Origin of the sequence: Telluribacter roseus (assembly GCF_017355915.2) — a bacterium.
Classification (GTDB): Bacteria; Bacteroidota; Bacteroidia; order Cytophagales; family Spirosomataceae; genus Telluribacter.
The window spans coordinates 31,050-55,012 of record NZ_JAFEUV020000010.1 but is presented as its reverse complement, the minus strand read 5'-3'; the positions used below and the strand labels follow the sequence as shown (position 1 = coordinate 55,012).

Annotated in this window: 16 protein-coding genes and 1 pseudogene; 6 read left to right on the top strand and 11 right to left on the bottom strand. The window is 46.9% G+C overall.

Annotated elements, in window-relative coordinates; genetic code table 11:
- Nucleotides 1-16: 16 nt before the first annotated feature.
- Nucleotides 17-1,321, bottom strand: a complete 1,305-nt coding sequence (locus tag JTN23_RS17855) for a gluconate:H+ symporter (RefSeq protein WP_247236389.1) — start codon at nucleotides 1,319-1,321, stop codon at nucleotides 17-19.
- Nucleotides 1,322-1,778: 457 nt separating this feature from the next.
- Here JTN23_RS17855 and gyrA point away from each other — a divergent pair, with 457 nt between their 5' ends.
- Both gyrA and JTN23_RS17845 read left to right on the top strand, forming a co-directional pair.
- Nucleotides 1,779-4,367, top strand: a complete 2,589-nt coding sequence (gene gyrA, locus JTN23_RS17850; RefSeq protein WP_247236388.1) for a DNA gyrase subunit A — start codon at nucleotides 1,779-1,781, stop codon at nucleotides 4,365-4,367.
- A gap of 67 nt (nucleotides 4,368-4,434) precedes the next feature.
- Nucleotides 4,435-5,895, top strand: a complete 1,461-nt coding sequence (locus JTN23_RS17845) for a tetratricopeptide repeat protein (protein ID WP_247236387.1) — start codon at nucleotides 4,435-4,437, stop codon at nucleotides 5,893-5,895.
- Nucleotides 5,896-6,794: 899 nt separating this feature from the next.
- Here the strand turns inward: JTN23_RS17845 and JTN23_RS17840 are convergent.
- Nucleotides 6,795-7,928 (bottom strand): FAD-dependent monooxygenase, encoded by a 1,134-nt coding sequence (locus tag JTN23_RS17840; protein WP_247236386.1) that lies wholly within the window; start codon nucleotides 7,926-7,928, stop codon nucleotides 6,795-6,797.
- 86 nt (nucleotides 7,929-8,014) lie between these two features.
- Here JTN23_RS17840 and JTN23_RS17835 point away from each other — a divergent pair, with 86 nt between their 5' ends.
- Both JTN23_RS17835 and JTN23_RS17830 read left to right on the top strand, forming a co-directional pair.
- Entirely contained in the window at nucleotides 8,015-8,647 is a 633-nt protein-coding gene (locus JTN23_RS17835) for a TetR/AcrR family transcriptional regulator (protein ID WP_247236385.1), read from the top strand.
- Nucleotides 8,648-8,887: 240 nt separating this feature from the next.
- Entirely contained in the window at nucleotides 8,888-10,777 is a 1,890-nt protein-coding gene (locus JTN23_RS17830) for a T9SS type B sorting domain-containing protein (RefSeq protein ID WP_247236384.1), read from the top strand.
- Nucleotides 10,778-11,274: 497 nt separating this feature from the next.
- Here the strand turns inward: JTN23_RS17830 and JTN23_RS17825 are convergent, their stop codons facing one another.
- The 3 genes and pseudogenes from JTN23_RS17825 to JTN23_RS17820 all read right to left on the bottom strand — a co-directional run bounded on the left by JTN23_RS17825 (nucleotide 11,275) and on the right by JTN23_RS17820 (nucleotide 12,861).
- A complete protein-coding gene (locus JTN23_RS17825) occupies nucleotides 11,275-11,565 on the bottom strand; it encodes a hypothetical protein (protein WP_409049460.1) in 291 nt (96 codons plus the stop codon).
- Nucleotides 11,566-11,592: 27 nt separating this feature from the next.
- Nucleotides 11,593-11,715: pseudogene (locus JTN23_RS26050) on the bottom strand (XRE family transcriptional regulator); the annotation flags it as partial.
- Nucleotides 11,716-12,045: 330 nt separating this feature from the next.
- Nucleotides 12,046-12,861 carry a 2,3,4,5-tetrahydropyridine-2,6-dicarboxylate N-succinyltransferase gene (locus JTN23_RS17820; RefSeq protein WP_247236382.1) on the bottom strand — a complete coding sequence of 272 codons (816 nt, stop codon included), beginning with the start codon at nucleotides 12,859-12,861 and terminating at the stop codon, nucleotides 12,046-12,048.
- 474 nt (nucleotides 12,862-13,335) lie between these two features.
- Between JTN23_RS17820 and JTN23_RS17815 the strand changes: the two genes are divergently transcribed.
- Both JTN23_RS17815 and gap read left to right on the top strand, forming a co-directional pair.
- Entirely contained in the window at nucleotides 13,336-13,515 is a 180-nt protein-coding gene (locus JTN23_RS17815; RefSeq protein ID WP_247236381.1) for a hypothetical protein, read from the top strand.
- Between the two features lie 310 nt (nucleotides 13,516-13,825).
- A complete protein-coding gene (gap, locus tag JTN23_RS17810; protein WP_247236380.1) occupies nucleotides 13,826-14,839 on the top strand; it encodes a type I glyceraldehyde-3-phosphate dehydrogenase in 1,014 nt (337 codons plus the stop codon).
- A gap of 46 nt (nucleotides 14,840-14,885) precedes the next feature.
- On the opposite strand, the gene trmB is transcribed toward gap, so the two are convergent.
- From trmB to JTN23_RS17780, 6 genes are all read right to left on the bottom strand, one after another.
- A complete protein-coding gene (gene trmB, locus JTN23_RS17805) occupies nucleotides 14,886-15,557 on the bottom strand; it encodes a tRNA (guanosine(46)-N7)-methyltransferase TrmB (protein ID WP_247236379.1) in 672 nt (223 codons plus the stop codon).
- 2 nt (nucleotides 15,558-15,559) lie between these two features.
- Entirely contained in the window at nucleotides 15,560-16,861 is a 1,302-nt protein-coding gene (locus JTN23_RS17800; protein WP_247236378.1) for a bifunctional folylpolyglutamate synthase/dihydrofolate synthase, read from the bottom strand.
- A 10-nt stretch (nucleotides 16,862-16,871) separates the two neighbouring features.
- Nucleotides 16,872-17,795 (bottom strand): hypothetical protein, encoded by a 924-nt coding sequence (locus JTN23_RS17795; RefSeq protein WP_247236377.1) that lies wholly within the window; start codon nucleotides 17,793-17,795, stop codon nucleotides 16,872-16,874.
- A 102-nt stretch (nucleotides 17,796-17,897) separates the two neighbouring features.
- Nucleotides 17,898-19,049 carry an HU domain-containing protein gene (locus JTN23_RS17790; RefSeq protein ID WP_247236376.1) on the bottom strand — a complete coding sequence of 384 codons (1,152 nt, stop codon included), beginning with the start codon at nucleotides 19,047-19,049 and terminating at the stop codon, nucleotides 17,898-17,900.
- Between the two features lie 28 nt (nucleotides 19,050-19,077).
- Nucleotides 19,078-20,751, bottom strand: coding sequence for a porin family protein (locus JTN23_RS17785; protein WP_247236375.1), 1,674 nt, complete (start codon nucleotides 20,749-20,751; stop codon nucleotides 19,078-19,080).
- 37 nt (nucleotides 20,752-20,788) lie between these two features.
- Nucleotides 20,789-23,806: a tetratricopeptide repeat protein gene (locus tag JTN23_RS17780; protein ID WP_247236374.1), complete on the bottom strand. Its 3,018-nt coding sequence runs from the start codon at nucleotides 23,804-23,806 to the stop codon at nucleotides 20,789-20,791.
- Nucleotides 23,807-23,963 lie beyond the last annotated feature (157 nt).

The window sequence follows — 23,963 nt, the reverse complement described above, 5'->3', positions numbered from 1 at the left end:
ATTAAAAATGTAGAGATTAGATAAAGATATCGAGAATAAGTACACCCAGAAGTCCTACGATGGATACGATGGTTTCCATCAGCGACCAGGTCAGAATGGTTTCTTTTATGCTAAGGTTAAAGTACTCTTTGAATAGCCAGAAGCCCCCGTCGTTCAGGTGGGAGAACATCAGGCTACCAGCTCCGATGGAAAGTACCATCAGCTCAGGCGGAGCGGCCTGCTGCGTGAGCATCGGGGCCAGGATACCTACGGTAGTCAGTCCGGCTACGGTAGCTGAACCCACGCACACCCGGATGATGGCCGCAATACCCCAGGCCAGTATCAGCGGGGGAATGGCTATACCTTTCAAACCTTCGGCAATGTACTGGCTCACGCCGCTCTCGGTCATGACCTGCTTGAATACCCCCGCACCGGCAATAATCAACAGAATGACCGATACCCCTTTGAATGCCTCCTCAAACGACTTGGTAAGCATAGGCATACGCATACCCCGGCGAATACCCAGGAAGTAAGCGGCAAACAGTACTGAGGCCAGCATACCAAAGTAAGGCTCAGCAAATAGGGCAATAACGTTATTCCCAGGAAACATTTCTTTCACGCCAGACATACTGGTCAGAAGGAATACGGGCAGCAGGGCAGCCAGGGCGCTGATGCCCAGGCTGGGTAGTTCATGTTTCGGACGGGGCGTGACGTTGAAAAGGTCCGGATCGGGCTGGGGGTGAAAGCGTTTGAGTGTTTTACCAAAAATAGGTCCCGCGATAGCAATGGCCGGCAGCGATACGATGATACCGAAGAGCAACGTCCTTCCCAGGTCCGCGTTGACTTGAGTGGCAATGGCCGAAGGCGATGGGTGCGGGGGCAGGTAGCCGTGCGCCACCGACAGCGCCGCCAGCATGGGCACCCCTACGTACAGTACCGGCAGGTTGGCCGACGTTGAGATCATGAAGATCAGGGGAATCACGATGACAAAGCCGGCATTATAGAAAAGCGGAATACCAATGACAAAGCCGGCCAGTGCCAGTCCCCACTGGATATTTTTACGGCCGAATATGCCAATGAGCGCATCTGTTATACGCTGGGCGGCACCGCTATCAGCTACGATCTTACCCAGCATAGCTCCGAAACCAACAATCAGGACCAGGTCGCCCAGGGTACCTCCGATGCCTTTCTGAATTGCTAGTCCCAGCGAAGGTACATCCATACCGCCCGCCAGACCAAGGCCGATGGATACGAGTAAGAAGGAAATAAATGTGTCAAGTTTTAACCATGCAATAAAAAGAACCAGGCACAGGATGGCCAGAAAGGTAAGAAGTAAAGGCATAGACTGAGGATTGGATTTAGGATTAACGTCCTAAATAAGTGAATACATCCCGAATTCTAAATAGTTGGTACTAAAGAAGCTAAAATCCGACTACTTTCAGCTGCGGATCGGACCCGTAAGAAATATTGGAAAAAATCTGTAGAACCGGTTTTCTGGCAAGAAGCTGACAAGGGGCTGAACGGTGAGAAAAACCTGTTATTTGTAAAATGTAATAAACATATAGACAGCTAGTTATAGTTTAAAAACTAGTTGCTGTTATTTATCATATTCTACCCTCGCACGGGAATATAAACTTGGATAATTATGTTCTATAAGAGCATATTCTAAAGTTTGGTTAAACCATTAAAAATCACGAAATTTGATTGTTTGTACACTAATAAATTGTACATTATAGCTAAGCCGTTGTAAAAAACTCAGCTCATCAACTTTATAATTTCGTTCCTGTTTCAATTTATTTATGGCAGAATCTTCAAGTGAAAACATCATCCCTATTAATATAGAGGATGAAATGCGGGGAGCCTACATTGACTACTCAATGTCGGTTATCATCTCCCGCGCTTTGCCTGATGTTCGCGACGGACTTAAGCCGGTACACCGGCGGGTACTGTTCGGGATGTCAGAACTAGGAGTTAACTACAATAAACCTTACAAAAAGTCAGCACGTATAGTTGGGGAAGTGCTGGGTAAGTACCACCCACACGGTGACTCGTCGGTGTATGATACCATGGTGCGTATGGCCCAGGACTGGTCGCTGCGCTACCCACTCGTTGACGGTCAGGGTAACTTTGGTTCGGTAGATGGTGACTCACCGGCGGCCATGCGTTATACTGAGGCCCGTCTTAAGCGTATTGCTGACGAACTACTCAATGATATAAATAAAGATACGGTTGACTTCCAGTCGAACTTTGATGACTCGCTGCAGGAGCCTTCCGTACTTCCTTCCAAGTTCCCTAACCTGCTGGTTAATGGTTCGTCGGGTATTGCCGTGGGTATGGCTACCAACATGGCTCCGCACAACCTGACAGAAGTAGTGGATGGCGTCATTGCTTACATCAATAACAATGATATCACCATCCAGGAGCTGATGGAGTTTATCAAAGCGCCGGATTTCCCGACGGGTGGTACTATCTACGGGTACCAGGGTGTTCGCTCGGCTTTCGAAACGGGCCGCGGACGGGTAGTAATCCGGGCCAATGCTCACTTCGATGTTTCCAAGACAGGTAAGGAGCAGATCATCGTAACGGAGATTCCGTACATGACCAACAAGGCAGCGATGATCGAGCGTATCGCAGGTCTGATCAACGAAAAGAAACTCGAGGGTATCTCGGACATCCGCGATGAGTCTGACCGTGATGGTATGCGGGTGGTATTTGATCTTAAAAAAGATGCTATACCTAATATAGTACTTAACCACCTGTATAAGTACACGCCTCTGCAGACTTCCTTTGGGGTTAACAACGTAGCGCTGGTAAAGGGTCGTCCAATGATCCTGAACCTGAAAGATCTGATCAAGCACTATGTAGAACACCGGTTGGTGGTAGTGACTCGTCGTACCGAGTATGAGCTACGCGAAGCCGAAAAGCGGGCGCACATACTACAAGGTTTGCTTATCGCGCTGGACAACCTGGATGCGGTGATCAACCTGATCCGCAGTGCCCGTGATCCGGAGACGGCCAAGAACGGTCTGATCGAAAACTTTGCTCTGAGCGAAGTACAGGCCAAGGCTATACTGGATCTGCGTCTGCAGCGTCTGACTGGTCTGGAGCGTGATAAGATCGTGAAGGAATACGACGAGATCATGGCACTGATCACCGACCTGCGTGACATCCTGGCTAATGAGACCCGTAAGTTTGATATCATCAAGGCTGAGCTTACCGAAGTACGTGAACGCTACGGTGATGATCGCCGTACCAAGATCGAGTACGCGGCCGAAGAGTTCAGCGACGAAGATATGATCGCTGACGAAGAAATGCTCATTACCATTTCACAGCAGGGCTATATCAAGCGTACGCCGCTGAGTGAGTACCGGACCCAGAGCCGGGGTGGAGTAGGAGCCCGCGGAGCCAAGACCAAGGAAGAAGACTTTACGGAGCACCTCTTCTCGGCTACTATGCTTAACTACCTGCTCATCTTTACGGAGTTTGGTAAGCTGTACTGGCTCAAGGTATACGAAATTCCCGAGGGAAGTAAGAATGCCAAAGGCCGGCCCATTCAGAACCTGATCAGTATCGAGTCGGGTGACAGCATCCGTTCGGTAATCAATGTGCGTACACTCAGTGATGAAGATTACATCAACAATAACTACATCATCATGTGTACTGAGCAGGGTACCATCAAGAAGACCTTGCTCGAGGCATTCTCCCGTCCACGTCAGAATGGTATCATCGCTATCTCCATCAATGATGGTGACCGCCTCCTCAACGTAGCTCTTACCAATGGCAACAACGACATCGTGATTGCTTCCAGTGCGGGTAGAGCTGTTCGCTTCAACGAGAAGGGCGTACGCCCGATGGGCCGTACGGCGGCCGGTGTACGGGGTATCAACCTGGAGTCGGAAGACGGTATCAGCAAGGTAGTAGGAATGGTGTGTATCAGCCGTGAGGATGCTCAGCTACTGGTAGTTTCCAAGAATGGCTTTGGCAAACGCTCACCCATTGATGATTACCGTATAACAAATAGGGGTGGTAAAGGAGTTTATACACTGAATGCCACCGAGAAGGTAGGTAACCTGGTAGCAATTAAGGAAGTGACCGAGCAGGATGACCTCATGATCATCACGCGTAACGGTATCGCCATTCGCATGGATGTGACCGATATTCGTCAGGCCGGCCGTAATACCCAGGGCGTTAAGCTGATCCGTCTCAGTGGAACCGATGAGATTTCATCAGTAACCCGCATTCTGAAAGAAGAAGTAGTGGAAGAAGGTAATGTACCAACCGAGGGCACATCTGAAGATGGGCTGATAGAGGCATCAGCTTCGGACAATGGAGTCTACGATGGTGACGATACCGCGGCAGATGAAGCAACGGATGAAGTGGCTGAATAACTTTTAGACAATAAATAATCTAAAACCACGTAATAAATACCATTAATCACAACCAATCCCAACTTTTATGAAAAAACTATTTTTTGTTTCTGCGTTTAGCCTGTTTAGCATTACTGCGTCCTTTGCGCAGGATGCACTAAACCAGGCTATGTTGGATCAGGCTCGCAAAGACAAGGAGAAAAGCGATAAAAGTATTGAAGATCCAAAAGCCAGTGCAAAAGCAGCTACGTGGATGGATCGTGCCAAGACGTACGAAAACATTGCTTTACAGTTTAGCCAGGTTGACTCTAATGCGGCATTGACTGCTTACGAAGCGTATAAGAAAGTAGTTGAGCTGGATGTTACGAAGAAAGGGGAGCCTGGCCGTAGTGCTAAGGAAGCCCAGAAGGTACTAAGCGCTGGCGAAGGTACTAACCTGTACAGTGCTTTCGTAAAGCAGGGTGCTGAGAAGTATCAGAACAGAAATATGAACGATGCGCTTAAGAACTTCCAGATGGCCCAGCAGCTGAATCCTAAGGATACACTGGCGGCGCTGTATGGTGGTATTGCTGCCCAGCAGAGCGGTAAGAACGACCTGGCTATGAACAGCTTTGAGTCTTACATCAACAATGGTGGTAAAGACCCCAGCGTTTATTACGGTCTGGCTCAGCTGTACCGTGGTGCCAAAGACAATGACAAAGCCATTGCCACGCTGCAGAAAGGTATTGAGCGCTCACCTGATAACCGCGATCTGAAAGCCGAAGTAGTAAACATACTGCTGGCTTCGGGTAAGGAAGATCAGGCGATCAGCCAGCTGCAGGAACTCATCGCTAAAGATCCTAACAACGTACAGAACCTGGTGAACCTGGCTATCCTTTACGATAACAGCAACATCAAGCTGACCAACCAGATTCGTGAGGCCGAAGAGAAACTGGGCGCATCAACCAGCAAGGGTGCCGGACTACAGAAGCAGCTCGAAGACGAAAAAGGTAAAGTAGAAGTATTCGAAGGTGAGATCAAGAGATTGAACGCTCGTATCAAGGCTCAGCCTAAAAATGCCGATCTGAAGCGTCAGCTGGATCAGGTAACTCAGTCACGTAACGAAGCAAGACAAAATGTAACGAAGCTGGAAGCTGATGCTAAAGCTGCTGCCGAAGCGTCTGCTAATACAGATAAGTCAAGCCTGCAGGCTGAGCTGGATCAGATGAAGACAAAGCAGAAGTCTGTGAAAGAACTGGCTACTTCTACGTATCAGAAAGCTCTTCAGGCTGATCCTGCCAACTACGATGCACTGTACAACCTGGGTGTTTTCTATTTCAACGAGGCCGTTGAGCTTAAGAAGGTAGTAGATAACATGAACATGCAGGAGTATCAGCAGAAGGGTAAGGAAGTAGAAGGCCGCGTATGTGGTCGCTTCCAGAAAGCTAAGCCTTATTTCGAGAAAGCTGTACAGGCAAATGCTGCTGGCGAAGCTAAGGATACCCTTGAGACACTGAACAACATTCTGGCCCAGTTCCAGGGCAAAAATGTTGCTTGTGTAACTGAGTAATCCAAGCAATAGCTTACAAAAAAAGGCGCCTACGTGGTAGGCGCCTTTTTTTGTTCCCTTATCTTTCGAAGTACATTGACAGGACAATACTTTATAGTCAAATAAAAGTAGACTCACCAGGTCAGGTCGCTGTGAGTATAAAATAGGACTAAGTACAACTATTGCCTAGGCAATAGTCAAAGGAGTAGGGCTGTTATTCTTACCTTAGTATACAAAAACGCTTATTTTGTAGCTGTAAAAGTGGTTTTAGTACCATTTGCCTCAAAAATTAATTCTGGGAGGGTCAATTTACGGGTGCATTTCTTGAGCCGCAATCGCTTAATTTTTAAATAAATAACTGGACAAATAGTATATAGTATGGCTCCTGAGATTTGCGCAGAATGTATAGGGCTGTACCGTTGGTGTATATATTAAAATCTCAGCGCCTGAGTTTTCTGTCGGCAAAGCAGAGAAGGGGACGTTCAGGAGGGTGAGGCTTCATTATGTTAAGTAGGTAGCATTTGGTACAGGTACCTGGAGCTGTGAGGGGAAAGGATGCAGTGGCAGCAGAAGGTAATACCATGTGGATAGAACTGGTAACTAGTGAGTGGTTGAGAGCGATTATGACTATAATTCAGAATTAGGTCATAAACATCGAGCAAGTCGTTAGACATGAGTTGTTAATAGATACGTATAGTTAAGAGATATAGATAGAAGCAGAGAGTACAGATAATAGAGTAGTTCTAAAATGCATACTTAACATAATATAAATTATATAACAATCAAAATTAGGTATTGCTGAGAGCTATATACATATATATGTAATTCTATATACCATATATCTATCGGGTAAGAAATACAGGCAGTTGATGGTGACATGGGTATTGGAGTAAGAGATAAGGTGTATGGATCAATGAAACTTACATATCGATGCTCGTTACGTCGTGCCCGAAGTACTTATCCAGAATGGCCAAGCTGGCTTTTTCGGGCTGCACATAGAAAAACAAATTTCTAATACTTGCCGCCAGAGGATTTTGCAGCTGCCCAAGCCAGCCGATCATTAGACTGTTATTGGTAATTGACTTTGTCCGCTGAAAATGCGCCTGTTCATACACCTTTAACGCTTGCTCTGAAATACCATACCTGTATAGGCTCTCCGCCAGCAAGTACGCACCTTCGATAGCCATGCAGGCACCTTGCCCCAGGTTTGGTGTAGTCGGATGCGCCGAGTCGCCCAGTAGAACCGCGTTACCTTTACTCCATCCGCTGGTTGGTGGTCGATCGTAGAGACTGTTTTTAATAATGGCTGGTGTGTTATCAAATAAGGCAGGTATGGGATCATGCCAGTCACCAAATATTCTTTTCAGCTTATTTAAGGTGCCTTCTGGCTCGTCACTTTGTCCCTGAGGTTCATTTGCGGTAGCCCACCAGCCAAAGAGTCCCTCCCGTATCGGAACAATACCTACTCTATTTCCCAAACCCAGTGTTTCGCTGCCGTACCCCTGATCTAACGGAAGTTTAGCAATACCCCTCCAGATGGCATACCCCCTGTACAGAGGCGCACCATCACCTAGTATTTTCTTTCTAACCATTGAATTGATACCATCGGCACCAATCACCAGATCAGCCGCAACTTCTATTCCGTTGGTAAAGCTAATATGTACAGCTCCATCCTTACGGGTATTAAAGCCTGATAGCTCGTGACCCGGATGCAGGTTTTCCTGGGGTAAATGCTTCAAAAGTGCATCCAGAAGATCAGCCCTGTGGGTACATACTGCCGGTAGATCATACACGGGTCGGGTACGGGTCAGTACCTTTCCCTTGCTGGTCTTGATGTAGGCTTCCTTTATCTCCCCGCATTTTTCCAGTACATCTTCCAGTATGCCTAACTTTCGGAAGACACGTAACGCATTGGGCCAAACGCTTATGGCTGCTCCTACTTCCTCAAAGGCAGGACTCCTTTCGTATACATCGCACTTAAACCCTTTGCTTCTCAGGGCTATGGCAGTCGTTAGTCCGCCAATACCACCACCGATTATGACTATTCTTTTCATGACCAAGAACCATTATTTATAGTTAGCTCAATTGAGCTAACGCAAATATAAATAAACTTTGAGTACATTAGCTCAAAAGAGCTATAATGAGAGAAACAATCATAGCTAGTGCTATAGGAGTATTTAATACGAAAGGAATCAAGAACAGTTCGCTTCGGGATATAGCGGACCAATTATCCATCAGCGACGGACATTTAAGGTACTACTTCCGTACAAAAGAGGATCTCCTCCTGGCGGTTTTTGCTGAAATGGATGAAGCAATCTTAGCAGTTGCTAGTGAAAAAACAGTGCATGACTCGATCGCCCAGGCAATAATTGAGCCTGTAAGTAAGAGCTTTAGGATCATGTATGCGTATGGTTTTTTCTTTACCGAGCCGCTGGCAGTATTACAGAAATACACCAGACTATACAATGCTTACATACAGCTCATAGAGAGGCGGCGGGAGCTATTTATGGAAGTATTCGAAAAATTTAAAGAAAATGGAATCTTCGCACAGCAGGTAGATAAGGAGCTGTTTCCGGTTCTTTTCGAACAGTTTTTTATCCTCTCGGATAGCTGGATAAGATATGCAAAAATGCCACACAGAAGAAACATTGAAGATTCAGAGCAGGTTAAACACTATGTTGCTGTATCCATTGGATTGTTCCTGCCCTATCTTAGTTCACAGGTACGGGATGACCTAACCGTCTGGGTGAAGAGCTCTTATTACCTGCAGTAGATAGCAAGCTATTAGCCAGTAAAAGGTCCGGATCTACAGCTAGATTCCTAAAACTCCTCTCTGTCCGTTCACTACTCCCTCCTACTTTCTTACACCACTTGCCTATGCCGGTGGCCGCAATGCCTATGTGCTGATGTAATATATGTAACCGGTACGCTGTATTGGGACAGCTTTTGTGAGTAAGATAGAGTGATTGTTGTATTTTGATATATATGAACGTGTTAAGCAACAATAGAGCGTATGAGAGGAAGACGTTTACTACCTATATATATACTGGTCCTTTTATTGTGCATAGCTCAGATAGCCTGGGCAAGACACATCGTAGGTGGCGAATTGGCGTTCAGACCCACGGCAACACCCAATCGCTACGAAATCACAATGATACAGTACTGGGATGAGAATACCCTTTCCGGTATGAATCGTGACCAGACGGCCGAAGTACTCTTGTATCGCAAGCGTGACAACCGCCTCATGGGCCGCACTACTATATCGTTTGTTTCAGCCCGTAATATTTCATACCAGAATCGCGCCTGCGCTGCCTTTCGATCCCTACGGACGCTGGAAGGTACCTACTCAGGATTTATTACCCTCAATGCTGCCAGCTATAACGATCCTGAAGGCTACTACTTGGTGTGGGAACGCTGCTGTCGTAATGATGATATTAATAATATCATCCAGCCTGGCGACAGCGGAATGACCTTTTATCTGGAAATACCACCCCTAACGGAGCAGGATGCTTCTCCCCGCTTTAATCTGCCCAATGGCGCCTATATCTGCAAGGATCAGCCATTTAAGCTGAATATGGGGGCTACGGATCAGGATGGGGATGAGTTACGGTACAGCCTGGTGGTGCCACTCCGCGGGAATACCTCCCGTACCTTTCCTATTGGTGACGATTCACCCAAGCGGGGTTATCCATCAGTCATGTGGGCGCCCGGTATTTCACTAACTAATGTTATTCCTGGCAATCCTTCCTTACAGATCAATGCCAGTACCGGAGAGTTGTCTGTAACGGCCAATTCTCTGGGTTTATACGTATTTGCTGTACAATGTGAAGAATACCGCAACGGCAGGCGGATCGGCCTCGTACGGCGCGATTTTCAGCTATTAGTGATAGAATGTAGCCAGACTACTCCCCCCGAACCTACCATTACCTATAACAACCAGAATGCCGTAGATGTATCTTTTTGTCCGGAAAAGCCCATTGAGCTGGCTACCAGTAAGTCGCCGGATTGGGCGTATCAATGGCAGCTCAACGGACAGAATATACCAGGTGCTACTACAAACAAGATTACCGTACAGGATACCGGGAAGTACACCGTTGTGAAAAGCTTTAAGACCATATGTTCACGCGATACGGCTTCTCTACCCGTACGTGTTAGTTATGGCACTCCTCCCCCAGCCACCATTCATTCCTTAGCAGATGCATTCTGTACTGGCCAAGCACTATTACTTACGGCTAATGACGGCAGCCGAACACCCGGGCATAGCTACGGGTGGTTTATGGAAAACCAAAAGATGAACATCTCGGATCCAACCTGTTCGGTTAAGGCACCAGGTATGTATGTACTACGGGTATCAGAGGACAATACGGGCTGTGCTGCCACGGATACAGTAGTAGTAAAGGAGGAAACCGTAGATGTAAAGCTTCCTGCTTCGATGGGTGTCCAACTGGGCAAGAGCGTTCAGTTGTTCCCTGTGGTAGCATCATCGAGTGCTGATCTGTATTTCAATTGGGCGCCTTCAGCAGGGGTTGACGATATCGCAGTGCAGAATCCACATGTAATCCCTACCGAAACGACCACCTATACCGTACGTGTACAAACCGCTCTGGGCTGCTTCGACGAAGCCACCATCCTAATCAACGTATTTGATAAGCTGTATATACCGGATGCCTTCAGCCCGAATGGCGACGGGATTAATGACACGTTTGAAATTGCTAATGCTGTACAGCAGGTGGAAGAAATTCAAATCTTCAATCGATGGGGTGAAACCGTATTCTACTCCCGCGGTTATGGCAGTCCCTGGGATGGTTTTTATAAAGGAAAAGTAGTCGAGCCGGGGAGCTATATCTATATAATTAAGGCTCCCTTCCAGACTTTCAAGGGGCAGATTCTGGTACTTCACTAAGCCCCTTCACTCCTCCTGTACCGGTAATTTTATTGCTCCTGTACGCGCTGGATTATTTGTATTTTCAACGGATCTGCAGTTATTAATTTATCAAATCTAATATACTGTATACACCTTTCCACAGGCTTATTAGGCTTCTGTGTTAATTGCTTAATTATTAAGCAGTTACGAATCCACGTGGAACGTTAAAATGTTAATGATCTGACCATCAGTCCATTACTAATAAATCATTAACGAAGTTTAAGTAAGGAACATTTGTATAAATTATTTTTAATTAGTCTAATTAAAATTCATTAATTAGTTCATTAGGATGTATGCACGAAAGATCGAGGCAAGCGATTCATACAATAGATGTAGCATTTTGTAGTGAAGATCACTCTTTCGGCAGGTACATCTGAGGAACAAAAAAAGGGCTATCCAACTGGATAACCCCTGCTACTTTTGGCTCTGATTTTCCTTTGAGATCTTGCCCGGTTCAGCTCCCTTTCGACTAAAACTTAACGCCCCGGTGTGTACTCCCGGAAGGTCCCATCGGTATAAAAAATCAGGATACGTTCGATAGATTTTTCTGTTTCTTCGGGCGCTTCAGGCTTCGCTACATTTGTTTGTACGTCTCTTCCTACGGGCCTTTGTTCTCTGTTCAATTCTGACGCGTTATACACAGGGGTACTTTGGCGGCTTTTAGGGCTATAAGTATCAGTCTCATAGCGGTTTACTTCCCGTCTGGCCGGAGTATTTTCTTCGTCTTCCAGGATCCAATCCAGGCCCAAATCGGGGTACCTTTTCATTATTTTCTGTACAATATCCAGACTAGGCCTGTTTCGGCCCGCTAGAATGTGCGAAATACTGGATCGCTGTACACCAATCTCATCTGCAAAGTGTGAGGGTGATATATTTTTGTCAACCAGTATTTGTTTAATCTTGTCATTTAAATCCATAGCTATAATTGTAAATGGTATAGCACAAATGTAAAATTTAAATTTATAAAACGCAATGGCTTAATTTATAAATGTAAATAACAGTAAGTTATTAATGTACACGACAGGGTGTGGAATCGTAAACTTTCCCTTTGCGGGTACATTCACAAATGTAAACATCTTGATAATGAGGTACATGTACCGAAAAGATAGACTATCCTCTATTTTGTCAGGGATTGTATGGGAGAAGGAATAAAAAAAGGTGCTATTGAAGAATAGCACCTTGGGTTGTTACAAAATGAGATTACAACGCTAAACAAGTCTGTGTACCTGAACAGACTTGTGCTAAAATTAAACTGCTACATTATTATCTCTCAGCGCATTATTTAGCGAAGTTTTCAGATCAGTGCTGGGCTTACGCTTTCCTATGATAAGAGCACAGGGAACATGGTACGTGCCGGCAGCAAACTCTTTAGGAAGTGTACCTGGAATAACTACTGAATCGGCTGGAACGAAGCCTTTGTATTCTACCGGTTCGGAGCCTGTCACATCGATGATCTTAGAGCTACCAGTGATTGTTACACCGGCTCCCAGTACAGCTCTTGCGCCAATATGAGCACCTTCTACCACAATACAACGAGAGCCGATAAAAGCACCATCTTCAATAATTACAGGAGATGCCTGTACGGGCTCCAGAACACCACCAATACCTACTCCCCCACTGAGGTGAACATTCTTTCCGATCTGTGCACAGCTTCCCACAGTAGCCCAAGTATCAACCATGGTACCTTCGTCTACATAGGCTCCGATATTCACATAGGATGGCATCAATATAACTCCTTTAGATATATAGGCACCATAGCGGGCTACGGCCGGTGGAACTACGCGTACCCCTAGGGCTTCGTATCCCGATTTAAGTTTCATTTTATCATGGTACTCAAATATGCCTACTTCGCTCACTTCCATCTTCTGAATGGGGAAATAAAGAATGATTGCCTTTTTTACCCATTCTTTCACTTCCCACGTACCATCCGGTTGTGGCTCAGCTACCCGTAGTCTTCCTTTATCGACTTCTTCAATGATGCTTTTAATAGCTTCAACAGTAGATGCTTCTTTCAGTAATTCCCGGTTTGACCAGCATTCTTCAATGATAGACTGTAACTCCATGTTTAAAGTAATAGATTAATGTAATATATTTAAAACGTTGATATATAAGTACTTATGAAAATAATAAGTGAATTAGATTGGACATACTAGTAGCGTGAAAATTTCGAAGGCTTAATATGATGCTTTTGTATTGCAGATAGTAAATGTACATATACAAGTGCTTCGATAATCAGGTATATGTACTAGCATCAATGAAAAGAACTTTTGCATAGAGAGTACAGGTAGAGCCTTGGTAGCTCTTTCTGTTTTCTCCCTAGGGCCAGCTGGTAGTACTGCTTTAGCTGATCCTACCAGTTGCTTATTCCCCCCTATCAATGGCTACATAAAAATACTCCATATAATGGAATATAGAAAAGCCTTCGACTATTAATTGACCAATTGTAGGGCTATATCCCCTTGCCTGGATCATTTAGTCCGATAAGGTTATATACTATCAAAGAAAATTATTATGCCAGAGCCTCTATAAAATTCTATATGGTACTGCAGATTCACTTACTACAAGCTAGTGGTCATATATTACTAACCCGCGTTGTCTCCAAACCGGCGCCGGATAGTGTCGCGACGAATCTGAGACATAAAGCCGTAGCGGCCGAGAATCCCATTGATCGTCGCATACGTTTCCTGAATCTGGAAGAATACGAAGTACTTAACTAGACTGTACTATGAGCTTGTATTAAGACTTTGGTAGTATCTATAGTAAGAGACATTATAAAGACAAACTTTATACTATTATTTTTAGTTTTAAAAAGCAAGCTAATACTAAATATAGTAGCTTTATTATTACTAAATTACTAACTAAGCGCTAATATCACTATCAGTGTCGTTAGTTTTATACTAATCTCTGTTACTATAGATATTATCCAACGATACTACTATATACCTCATCTTAATAATACCTACACTTCTTCCTTTCTAGCGTGCTTTTTGCTATTATTGCCCCGTAAATCAAAATCATTACAGAATCATGACAAAAGTAAAAGTCGCTATTAACGGTTTCGGACGTATTGGTCGTCTTGTGTACCGTCAAATCTTTGACATGGAAGGAATTGATGTAGTAGCTATCAACGACCTTACAAGTCCTTCGGTACTAGCACATTTGTTGAAATATGATACTGCCCAGGGCAGATTTAATGCTGAGGTTACAGCCTCTGAGAATTCAATAAGCGTAAACGGAGAAGAAATAAATATCTACGCGCAAAGGGATCCGGCACAGATACCCTGGGGACAGCATGATGTAGATGTAGTACTTGAGTGTACTGGTTTCTTTGCTGATAAAGATAAAGCTTCTGCACACCTTACTGCTGGTGCTAAGAAAGTGGTTATCTCCGCTCCTGCTACCGGTGATCTTAAGACGATCGTGTTCAACGTAAACCACGACATTCTGGATGGTTCAGAGTCTATCATCAGCTGTGCATCGTGTACTACCAACTGTCTTGCTCCAATGGCGCAGGTACTCGATCAGCAGTACGGCATCATCAATGGTTTGATGACTACTGTACACGCTTATACCAACGATCAGAACACACAAGATGCTCCTCACGCTAAGGGTGACCTGAGAAGAGCACGTGCGGCTGCTCAGAACATAGTACCTAACAGTACCGGTGCTGCTAAAGCTATTGGATTGGTGCTCCCTAATCTGAAAGGCAAACTGGATGGATCAGCTCAGCGTGTTCCTACACTGACGGGTTCCCTGACCGAGCTAACCTGTATCGTAGGTAAAGCTGTTACAGCTGACGAAGTGAACGCTGCTATGAAGGCTGCGGCGAACGAAAGCTTTGGCTACACTGAAGATGAAATCGTGAGCAGCGATATCATCGGTATCAGCTTCGGTTCACTGTTCGATGGTACTCAGACAAAGGTATCAAAGGTTGGAGATACTCAACTGGTACGCGTAGTGAGCTGGTATGACAACGAAATGTCGTATGTATCTCAACTGGTACGTACCGTTAACTACTTTGCACAACTTATTAACAAGTAAGGAGTTAAAGTAGGATACTTTACATCGTTAGGAAAACAGACACCCGTTAAGGTGTCTGTTTTTTTATTTGAGCCTTGATGTAGTTGATGGTATACCCCTTCTGCACGAATATTTTTTCGTAGTGGGTCGTAATACCAAAATGGTCGGCGTAGAGTTCTGACTTGTACAGATCGTTGGTGTACTGCTGGATCTGGTAGTGTTCAGCTTCCTGTATGGAGGAAAGAGTGTAATCGTACAGAAAGGGACTGTCGGTCTTGAGATGGAAGATACCGTTATCCTTGAGGTAGGTAGCGTAGTACGACAAAAAGTTCTGATTGGTCAGCCGCTGGTTTTCCTCCCGCTGCCTTACTTTGGGATCGGGATGCACCAGCCAAATCTCATCCACTTCGTTTTCTGCAAAAAATTCGTCGAGGAAACGAATACCGGCCCGCAGAAATGCCACATTGGTAAGGTTGGCGTTTATGGCTTCCATACTTCCCCTGGCGATCCGGTCACCTTTGATATCGACACCAATGAAATTTTTATTAGGGAATAAGCGGGCCAGACCTACCGTATACTCCCCCTTTCCGCACGCAAGCTCCAGGACGATGGGGTTGTTGTTTTTGAAGTACATCTCATTCCACCTTCCCTTGATGGTTGTGTAAAGAGGTTTACCGTCTTCGATTACATTATCTGCCTGATTGGAAAACTGATAGTAAATGGATTTCTTTCTTGCCACTCTTATATTGTATTTAAATCTGCTACTACAAAGGTACTGCCACCCACATAGATGACATCGTCGGGATCTGCCTCCTTAACAGCCTCCGAAAGGGCTATATTTACATCCTGGAAAGCTTTCCCCTCTAATCCTTCACTCCCGGCCAAGGCGAGTAGTTTGGATGCGTCCAGGGCCCGCATATTGGAAGGAGCACAAAAATAGTAGAAAGCATCTTTGGGAAACAGTTTCAGTACGGAAGAAACATCTTTATCCGACACAAAGCCCAGTACAAACCGACGGCTCCGGGCGGGCAGGCTGCTCAACTGTTCCAGTACTGAGGAAATACCGGCCGCGTTATGGGCCGTATCACAAAGGATAAGGGGCGCGTCAGAAAGTTTTTGCCAGCGACCTTTCAGCCCTGTCAGCGAAGCCGTAGTTGCCAGGCCTCCCCGAAGAGCTTCATCAGGGATAGCCCAGCCTTTCTCCCGAAGGATTTCCAGAGCGGCTACTACCCCTTTGATATTTTTAAGCTGATAGATCCCCGCCAGTTCCAGGGCCAGATCTTTATATTTTGAAGTACCTGTCTGTTTGTCCTGTATCTGAACCAACAACTTCCCGTCGAAATACTGAGAATCCAGCACATCCAGAAGGTCCGAAGCAAAGGTGATGGGCGCCTCCTGCTGACCGGCCACTTCCTGAAATACCTGTGCCACCACTTCGTCCTGCCTTTCACTGATCACTACCGGTACTCCATACTTGATGATCCCGGCTTTTTCGCGGGCTATTTCCGGTAGTGTATTGCCCAGGTACTGCATGTGATCATAGCTGATGTTGGTTATTACGGATAACTCGGGTATGATTACATTGGTAGAGTCAAGACGTCCCCCCATACCCACTTCTACCACCGCTACATCTACCTCCATCTTAGCAAAATAATCAAAGGCCATGGCTACGGTCACCTCAAAGAAGGAAGGCTTTACCGTCTCGATAAATTCCTGATGATCTGTCACAAACTGAACAATGTACCCTTCATCAACCGGAGTGCCGTCAATGCGTATACGCTCGGTAAATGATTTGAGATGAGGCGATGTATAGAGCCCGGTATGGTAACCAGCTGTCTGCAGCACTGAAGCCAGCATATGGGAGGTACTTCCCTTGCCATTGGTACCGGCTACATGGACGGATCGAAACTTCTGCTGGGGGTTACCGAGGCGTTCGCAGAACTGGTAGGTAGTATGAAGGCCCGGCTTGTAAGCACGGGCCCCTTGATTCTGAAATATAGGAAGTCTACTATAAAGGTACTCTATGGCTTCATTATAGGTCATATACTCTGACTTAGTTGGAGCGGATTTTAAAGGTGATCGTACCTACTGATTCATCGGGTACGTTGGCAGCTTTGGCAACAAAGGTAAGCGCTCTTACCGCATTTTTATACTGATTGACTACGGCGTAGTCAGTGACGGTTGAGCTCAGGGTAATTACGTTCTTTACGCGCCCGTTGCTACCCACTACAATCTTAAAAGTAATATCACCGGTGGCATCCGAGTTGTCATTTACCTGAGGAGGACGTGACCATCCCCAACCAGCCAGGTCAAGACCTACGCCGGTACCACCACCGCCGCCACCTTTGTAGGATTTGGAGTAGAGGCTTCCCTCACGGGCTCCCTTATCACCCACACCACTGGCATCGTCACCGTTGTTGTTTCCCCCGACACCACTCTTGGTACCCGTAGTACCATTGCTCCCGGATGAGCTTCCTGATGATTTCGTGAATAAAGCATCACGGTTGATAGGCTTCTCCGGAGCCGGCTTGGCTACTGGTGTATTGGATGAGCTGGCGCTGGTTGCTACTTTTTTGGATTCGGTACGCTCCGGCTCTTCTACGGGGCTTTCGGTTTTGCTGGTGATCACCTTCTCGGTAGCACGCGTGGTAGTAGGCTTGACCGTCTCAGTGCGCGGAGCCGGAGGTGTAGGACGCGGAGGCGTAGCTACTGACTTGCGCTCTACAGTTTCGGCTTCACGGCGCATGTTCTCATTGACCTTGGAATCATTCGCCTTATTGAATGTCTGCAGATCACCGCTTCCGACATTATCCGTACCGTAGTTCACTTCCACCATCAGCTCCATAGGACCTGTCTTGGGTGTATTACGATTAAGCCGGATAAAGAAGAAGATAGTAAGGACTGCCACTGTACAGGCAAAAGACAAGGCCCACGAAATGGCTATGCGTTCACGATCTTCGGCGGTTGATAGAGTCATAGTTCCAGTCTGAAATTTTCGGTATAACGTAAAATTATGGCTATTTCGTGTATAAACAAAAAAAGGAGCCGTTTGGCTCCTTTCTCCGATTTATAAGTTATTCTAAAGTCGATTCTTATATACCCAGACCCCCTCGCCTGCTACTTTCTCTACGGCTTCCAGGTTGTTATAGGCTTCATTCATGCTGTCATATCCCTGGGCTGATACCTTGATGAGGCCGTTTCCTTTCTGTTCCATAATGAAAGCATTGGCGAAACCTCCCTGCTGCAGTTGCGTCAGCAGTATCTGGGCGTTTTTCATGCTTTCGAAGCTTCCGGCAATGACGTAAAATTTCTTAACAACGTTGTCAACGGGAGTTACTACCGGGCTTGCCGCCTTCGGTGCCAGATCGGCTACCTTTTGGGGCTCAGCAATGGCAACCTTAGCCGATACCGGCTGAGCAGGTACAGTTGCCTGCTGCTCATCAGCTACCAGAGTTTCTTCCGGAGCAATCACCAGATCGTCTTCTATCTCAATGGTCAGATCATCTTTGGACTCAGCGATCTGTTTCTCGGCCATGGTAGTCTGTACGTACTCCGATACACCATAGAATGGGTTCAGCGTACTCAGCATACTGTTGGTACCACTGGGCGCATAAAATACGCTCAGATAGAAAGCCATACCTGCCGCAGCGGCAGCCGCAGCCCAGCCGCTCCATCCCCAACGGGTCTTACGGGTTGTGACTTCTTCTTCGGTCATTTCTTCTTCTTCGGTTTCTACTTCGGTAGCAGCGATAGCTTCGAAAACAGGAGCAGGATGTAGTACGGGCTCTTCCACATATGAGGAAGCATTCGCCTTTAACTCAACCGCCTTAATTGACTGAAATCCAAACCAGTCTACGTTAAAGTTCTGAGTACTATCCGGCTCAAACACCAGCTTTCCCTCCGAATTATTCCGAAAATCCCCCACACCCGGTATAGCAGCCTTTCCTTCTTCACGCAGTGAAGCACGCAGTGTTTCCGTGTACTTCTTCACACATGACATAGCTTCTTCCCGGCTGATTTTTTCATTCACCGAGATATAGAAAGTAAGCAGTCCATCATCCAGCTTCAGTACCTCGTTAAAAGCCACTCGCTTTTGAGAAGGTGAAAACATACCGGATGCACTATTGTACTGAGCATTGATATGGTGCGTCAACAAACCACCCAGTTCCGGGATGATCACACAATCCTGCTCGTAAAGAAGTTTTCGGATGTACTTTTCAACTGCTACCATAGGTCGTTAGGGATTAACTAAAACGAAGTTAAAAAGAAAAAGATAATCCTCCAACAAAGTTGAGTCCCTGATTGGGGTAGTACAAGTACCTTTGGTACTGCTTGCCAAGTATGTTATTAATGGACACAAAAGCAGAGAAGTTCCTGGTTAACAGGTAGTCTATCTTCAGATTGAGGTCAGCAATGGGAGGCAATTTGACTGCTTCGCCGGTCTGAAAATTTTTTGCTTTAATACCGGTTAATAAATAAAAATCTGTAGTCAGGAATAACTTCTTACTTATGGTCACGGCGTTAAACCAGTTTAACGTAAAGTTGGGGCGATGCCAGGCCGCTTCCAGTCGATCCATACCGTAGTCAAAATAGTTGGCTTTCAGCGAGGTTTTGTAGAGTTCGTTAAAGTTGTAGCCAGCCTGTGCGGAGATGGTCAGTACCCGGGTATTGACGCCATCGTATAGCACCGCGAACTTTGACGTATCGGCGTATGAATTGTTAAAAACATAGAAGTTGCGGTAGTTGGTATAGGCCACTCTACCTTCGTAATTGAGGCCATCGTGCTCCCCTTTTACCCCCCCGTAGATCTCGGAAGCTTTCTCGGTATTAGCGACCAGTACATTGGGAGCCAGCCACAGGTTTTCTGATAGCAGACTACGCAGCGTATTACGGACAATGTCGCCGTTCCAGCCGGCAAACACGTGCATTCCGCTTACGGGTATTACGTCCAGATTGATAACCGGATAAGCGCGGGTCCGGTTAATGTTGAGGCCGTTGTCAGTTTCGTTGACCGCGTTCACCCCGGCCGTTACCGAAAACATCTCATCCACGTACTTGAACATGGGCTTTACCCGGAACAGATTCCGGTTGAAAGTCTCCGCATCCACCCGCTGCGATACGTAGGCATCGGCATCAAAAAGGGCTATGAACTTCTCCGAAATGGGCAGCGAGGTATTGAGGTTGGTACCCCAATCCATCTCGGAGGCATTGTAGCGGTCTCTCAGTGAGTACACACTGGTACGTACCGCGTAGTCTACCGTAGTGCTTGGGTCGGTATTTTCGAAAGCCAGCTGGAGTCCGAAGCGGTTCAGCGTCTGGCGGATGCTATCGCGGTTGATCACGATCTCGTCGGGCTGTGGTCTGAATCCGTAGAAGTAGTAGTTGTCGCGGTTGTAGTCGACGTTACCCTCTACCTTGAAGGCATTACGGATGTACTTGGCGCCTACATCTACCATGGTATTGGCATTGGCCGAAAGCTTACCCTGTACCGGACCAGTGGCGGCGGAGAGATGTCTGGCTTTGGCTGTAAAGACCAGGTCCTGGGTAGCACGGGTACTCACAAAGGCATCCCCCAGGAAGCGGCCGTAGTTTCCTCCTCCCAGTTTGATATAGTTGTTGAGTGGCTCAGGCTGCTCCTGACGGGTCTTTTCGTCCGATGAAGCCACTACGGTGGGAGTCAGCTTGGGAATAGAGACATCAATCCTGGGGTCCAGGAACTCGTAATTTACCTTTTTGTCGGTGCTCTTAGGCTGTATAGGCTGCACTTTATCAAACAGGCGGTTGGCCTGCGGAAATTCAATGCTTTTTTCCTTTACGATTTCGTACGTCTGGCTTTCTATTTCGCCTCGCTGCTGGGCATTGGCATTAGAGGCTACAAATCCTGCTACGATGAGTAAGGCTAGAGTTCGGAGTGTATTTGGGGTATTCATCATGAATAATGTCTTTTTTAAGCAATGGGATGAGTGATGGTTAGCGTCGGTTGATTTCGTCCAGTTTGGTCCTTGCCAGGGCCACCGCCTCCTGATCATCCGAGTTCTCAATGATCGAATTCAGAGTTGCTTTGGCCTGAGCCACTTCGTTCATACCCATATACACATCCGACAACAAAATGAACGAGCGTACACGCCAGTTATCATACCCTTCAAACTGTTTACTCATTTCGAATATAGAAGCCTCTGCTTCCTTGAACTTCTTCGTCCGGAACAAAATATCACTCAACCAGTACTTCGCCTCAGCGCCGTACTCATCCTTTGAGGTAGTAGCTACCTTTCTGAACTCCTCCGCCGCTTTCTGGTAGTCGCCGCGGGCGTAAGGTACTTTACCATAGTAGAGCTGAGCCTTGGCTACCCCACCCGGTACTACGTTACCTACATTGACTACCTCGCGGGCATAGTGCATGGTAGAGTCATAGTTCTTGAGGGAGTAGTAGGTATCCATCAGGCCAATCCAGGCGATGGCCTGCTCTTTCTTGTTCTCCGCGTTACGTAGCAATACTCTGAAGTTGCCTACCGCATTGCTATAGTTACCGCGGGCTATCTCGAGCTCTGCCGAGCGCTGGGCCGCTGTGGCTACGTAGGTAGAGCGGTTGTCCTGCACAACCATACGGTAGTACTGCAGGGCTTCCTGTACATCATTGCCTTTGTCGTAGGCAGCTCCTATATAGTACTTGGCATCGTAGATAAACTTACTGCTGGGATAGCTATCCATAAATTCATTGAGTGCCTTGACGGCTGCCGGGTACTTCTCAGCCAGGAACAGGTTGCGGGCATTGTCAAACTCTACCTCTTCCAGCTTAGTATTACCAGGGTTATTTTTTCTAACCATGCTTAGTACCTGGGCAAACTCCTCCGGACGACCAACCGCGTTAAAGCTTTCCTGGATACCTTCCAGCGCACTACTGGCCGATGGGGAAGCCGGATATTCGCTCAGTACGCGACGAAAATCGTTGATTGCCTGCTCGTATACCTGTATGTTATAGTAAGCCTGTCCACGACGCAGCAGAGCCGCCGGAATGGTGTAGCTCTTGGGCTTTTCGTTGATCAGACGGGTAAAGGAGCGTACAGCCTGCTGGTAGGATTTGTTCTGGAACTCGAGGTCAGCGATCTGGAACAGGGCGTCATCCACGTAGCGTGAGCCGGGGTACTGGCTGATCAGCTGATCAAACTGCTTCCGGGCGTCCTGCTCCCGGTTCATGTAGATAAAGGCACGTCCTTTCTGGTACAGGGCATAGTCCTTATCCACGCGTCCGTTGGCTGTCACCTTCTCGTAGGTACGTATCGCCTCGTTGTAGTTCTTAGCCGCCAGGTACGTATCCGCCAGTCTTACGTGCGCATCTTCCACTACGGCATGATCTATACCCTGGATATTCGCTACGAAATCTTTGAAGTAGCCATTGGCGCGGCTGTAATTCTTCTGGTTGTAGAAGATGTAGCCCAGCGCGTACAGACTCTTCCGTCCGTAGATACCCGCTTTGGAATTTTTGGACAGCTGATTGTATATATCAACTGCCTCGTTGAATTTCTTCTGAGCTGCGAGGGCCTCAGCTTTCTGGTAGGTGGCCGCTATGGAGATCTCTTCGTCTACGGGATTCTTAAGGGACTTATTGAAATTAACAATAGCCTGATCGTACCGCTCCATGTTGAAGTCCGTTACCCCCTGGTTATAGGTCAGGCGCTGGTAGGTAGCGTTGATCTTGGCGTTGCGGTTGCGGAGTCCTTCGATGTAGGTAATGGCCGCAGCGTTATTACTGGCTCCCGAATAAGCTTCGGCCACCAGCTGGTTCACCTCCTCCTCGTGTTTGCTGCCCGGATAGCGAGTCAGGTAGTCATTGAACTCCTTGATTGCCTCGTTGTTATTTCCCAACTCCAAAAGAACTTTGGCGCGGTTAAAAGCGGCTTCTTCGCGTACGGTTGGATTAAAAGTAAGCCGTGATGCGTTGTCAAAAGCCGTCAGAGCAAAGTTTGGATTGTTCTGTTTCAGGTAGCTGATCCCTACCAGGTACGAAGCATACTGAGCTACGGAGTCCTTACCGGGCGCTACCCCTTTTAACGCATCAATGGCTCCGGGATGATTATCCATCCGGAACAGTGAATGACCATAGTGCAGGGCTACGGCCGGTGGCAGAGTACCCTGCTTCATACGCTTGTATCGCTCATAGGCAGTGGCCGCGGCTTTATAGTCTCCCTTCTCGTAGTATACCTCTGCCACGTACAGCGCCACATCATCCAGCTTGTTGTTGCCGCGCTGCTGCTGGTTCAGTACCCGCTCGCCGTAGGTCAGCAGCTGATCGTAGCGCTGGAGCTGGTAGAGTGATGATACGATCCAGTTGGGAGCCTCCGACTTGTAGTAAGGATGATTTTCCACCCGCTGAAAATCCTGGTAGGCTTCTTCGTAGTTGTTTTTGCGGTAGTTGATCACCCCGGCGTAGAAAGACGCATCGGCGGCATTTTCAAAGTTAGCATCCCGCTTGACCAGGTTGAAAAGGGGTAGCGCCTGGTCTAGCTGGTTAGTCTTAAAGTAAGACATGGCCAACCGATAGCTGGCTTCCATCTTCTTGCCGGTATTGCTGGCACTGTTGACAGCTTTCTCCAGATAGGTGATGGCCTTCTGGTATTCGCCCGCCTCGTAGTAGTACCGTCCCAGGTCGCTGAAGATGAGCTGAGCCTTGGGGTGCTCGGCGTGGTTGCGCACAAAGCGGTCTATCTGTACCTCGGCTTCGGGGTAGTCAAGGTACAGGCCGGTCACGGCTATGTAGTACTCGGCCGTTACGGTATTGTAATCACTTGTACTTAGTAGTTTATCCTGTTTTTTAAGAAACTGGTTGAATTCCTCCCGGGCCGCTACGAAATTGGACTTCTCAAAAAATTCCAGACCATTTCGGTAGTGCGCTTCGGGGGCTGTGTAACCTAAGGTAGTCTGGGCCTGACTGGTAAGAACGCCCAACCACAGGCACAATCCGAGCGTGTAAAAGCTACGTTTTAATAACATGGGGCTTAGTTTGATAGAATAAGTAGTAGATAATGTCAAAAATAGGCCAACTCAGAATGGTATCAAACCATCCGTTCCTTCTCCCCCTCTTCCGTACTATCACGTAGTTAACGAAAGACACCTGAAAACCGTATGGGAAGAAATGATTTTCACGGTT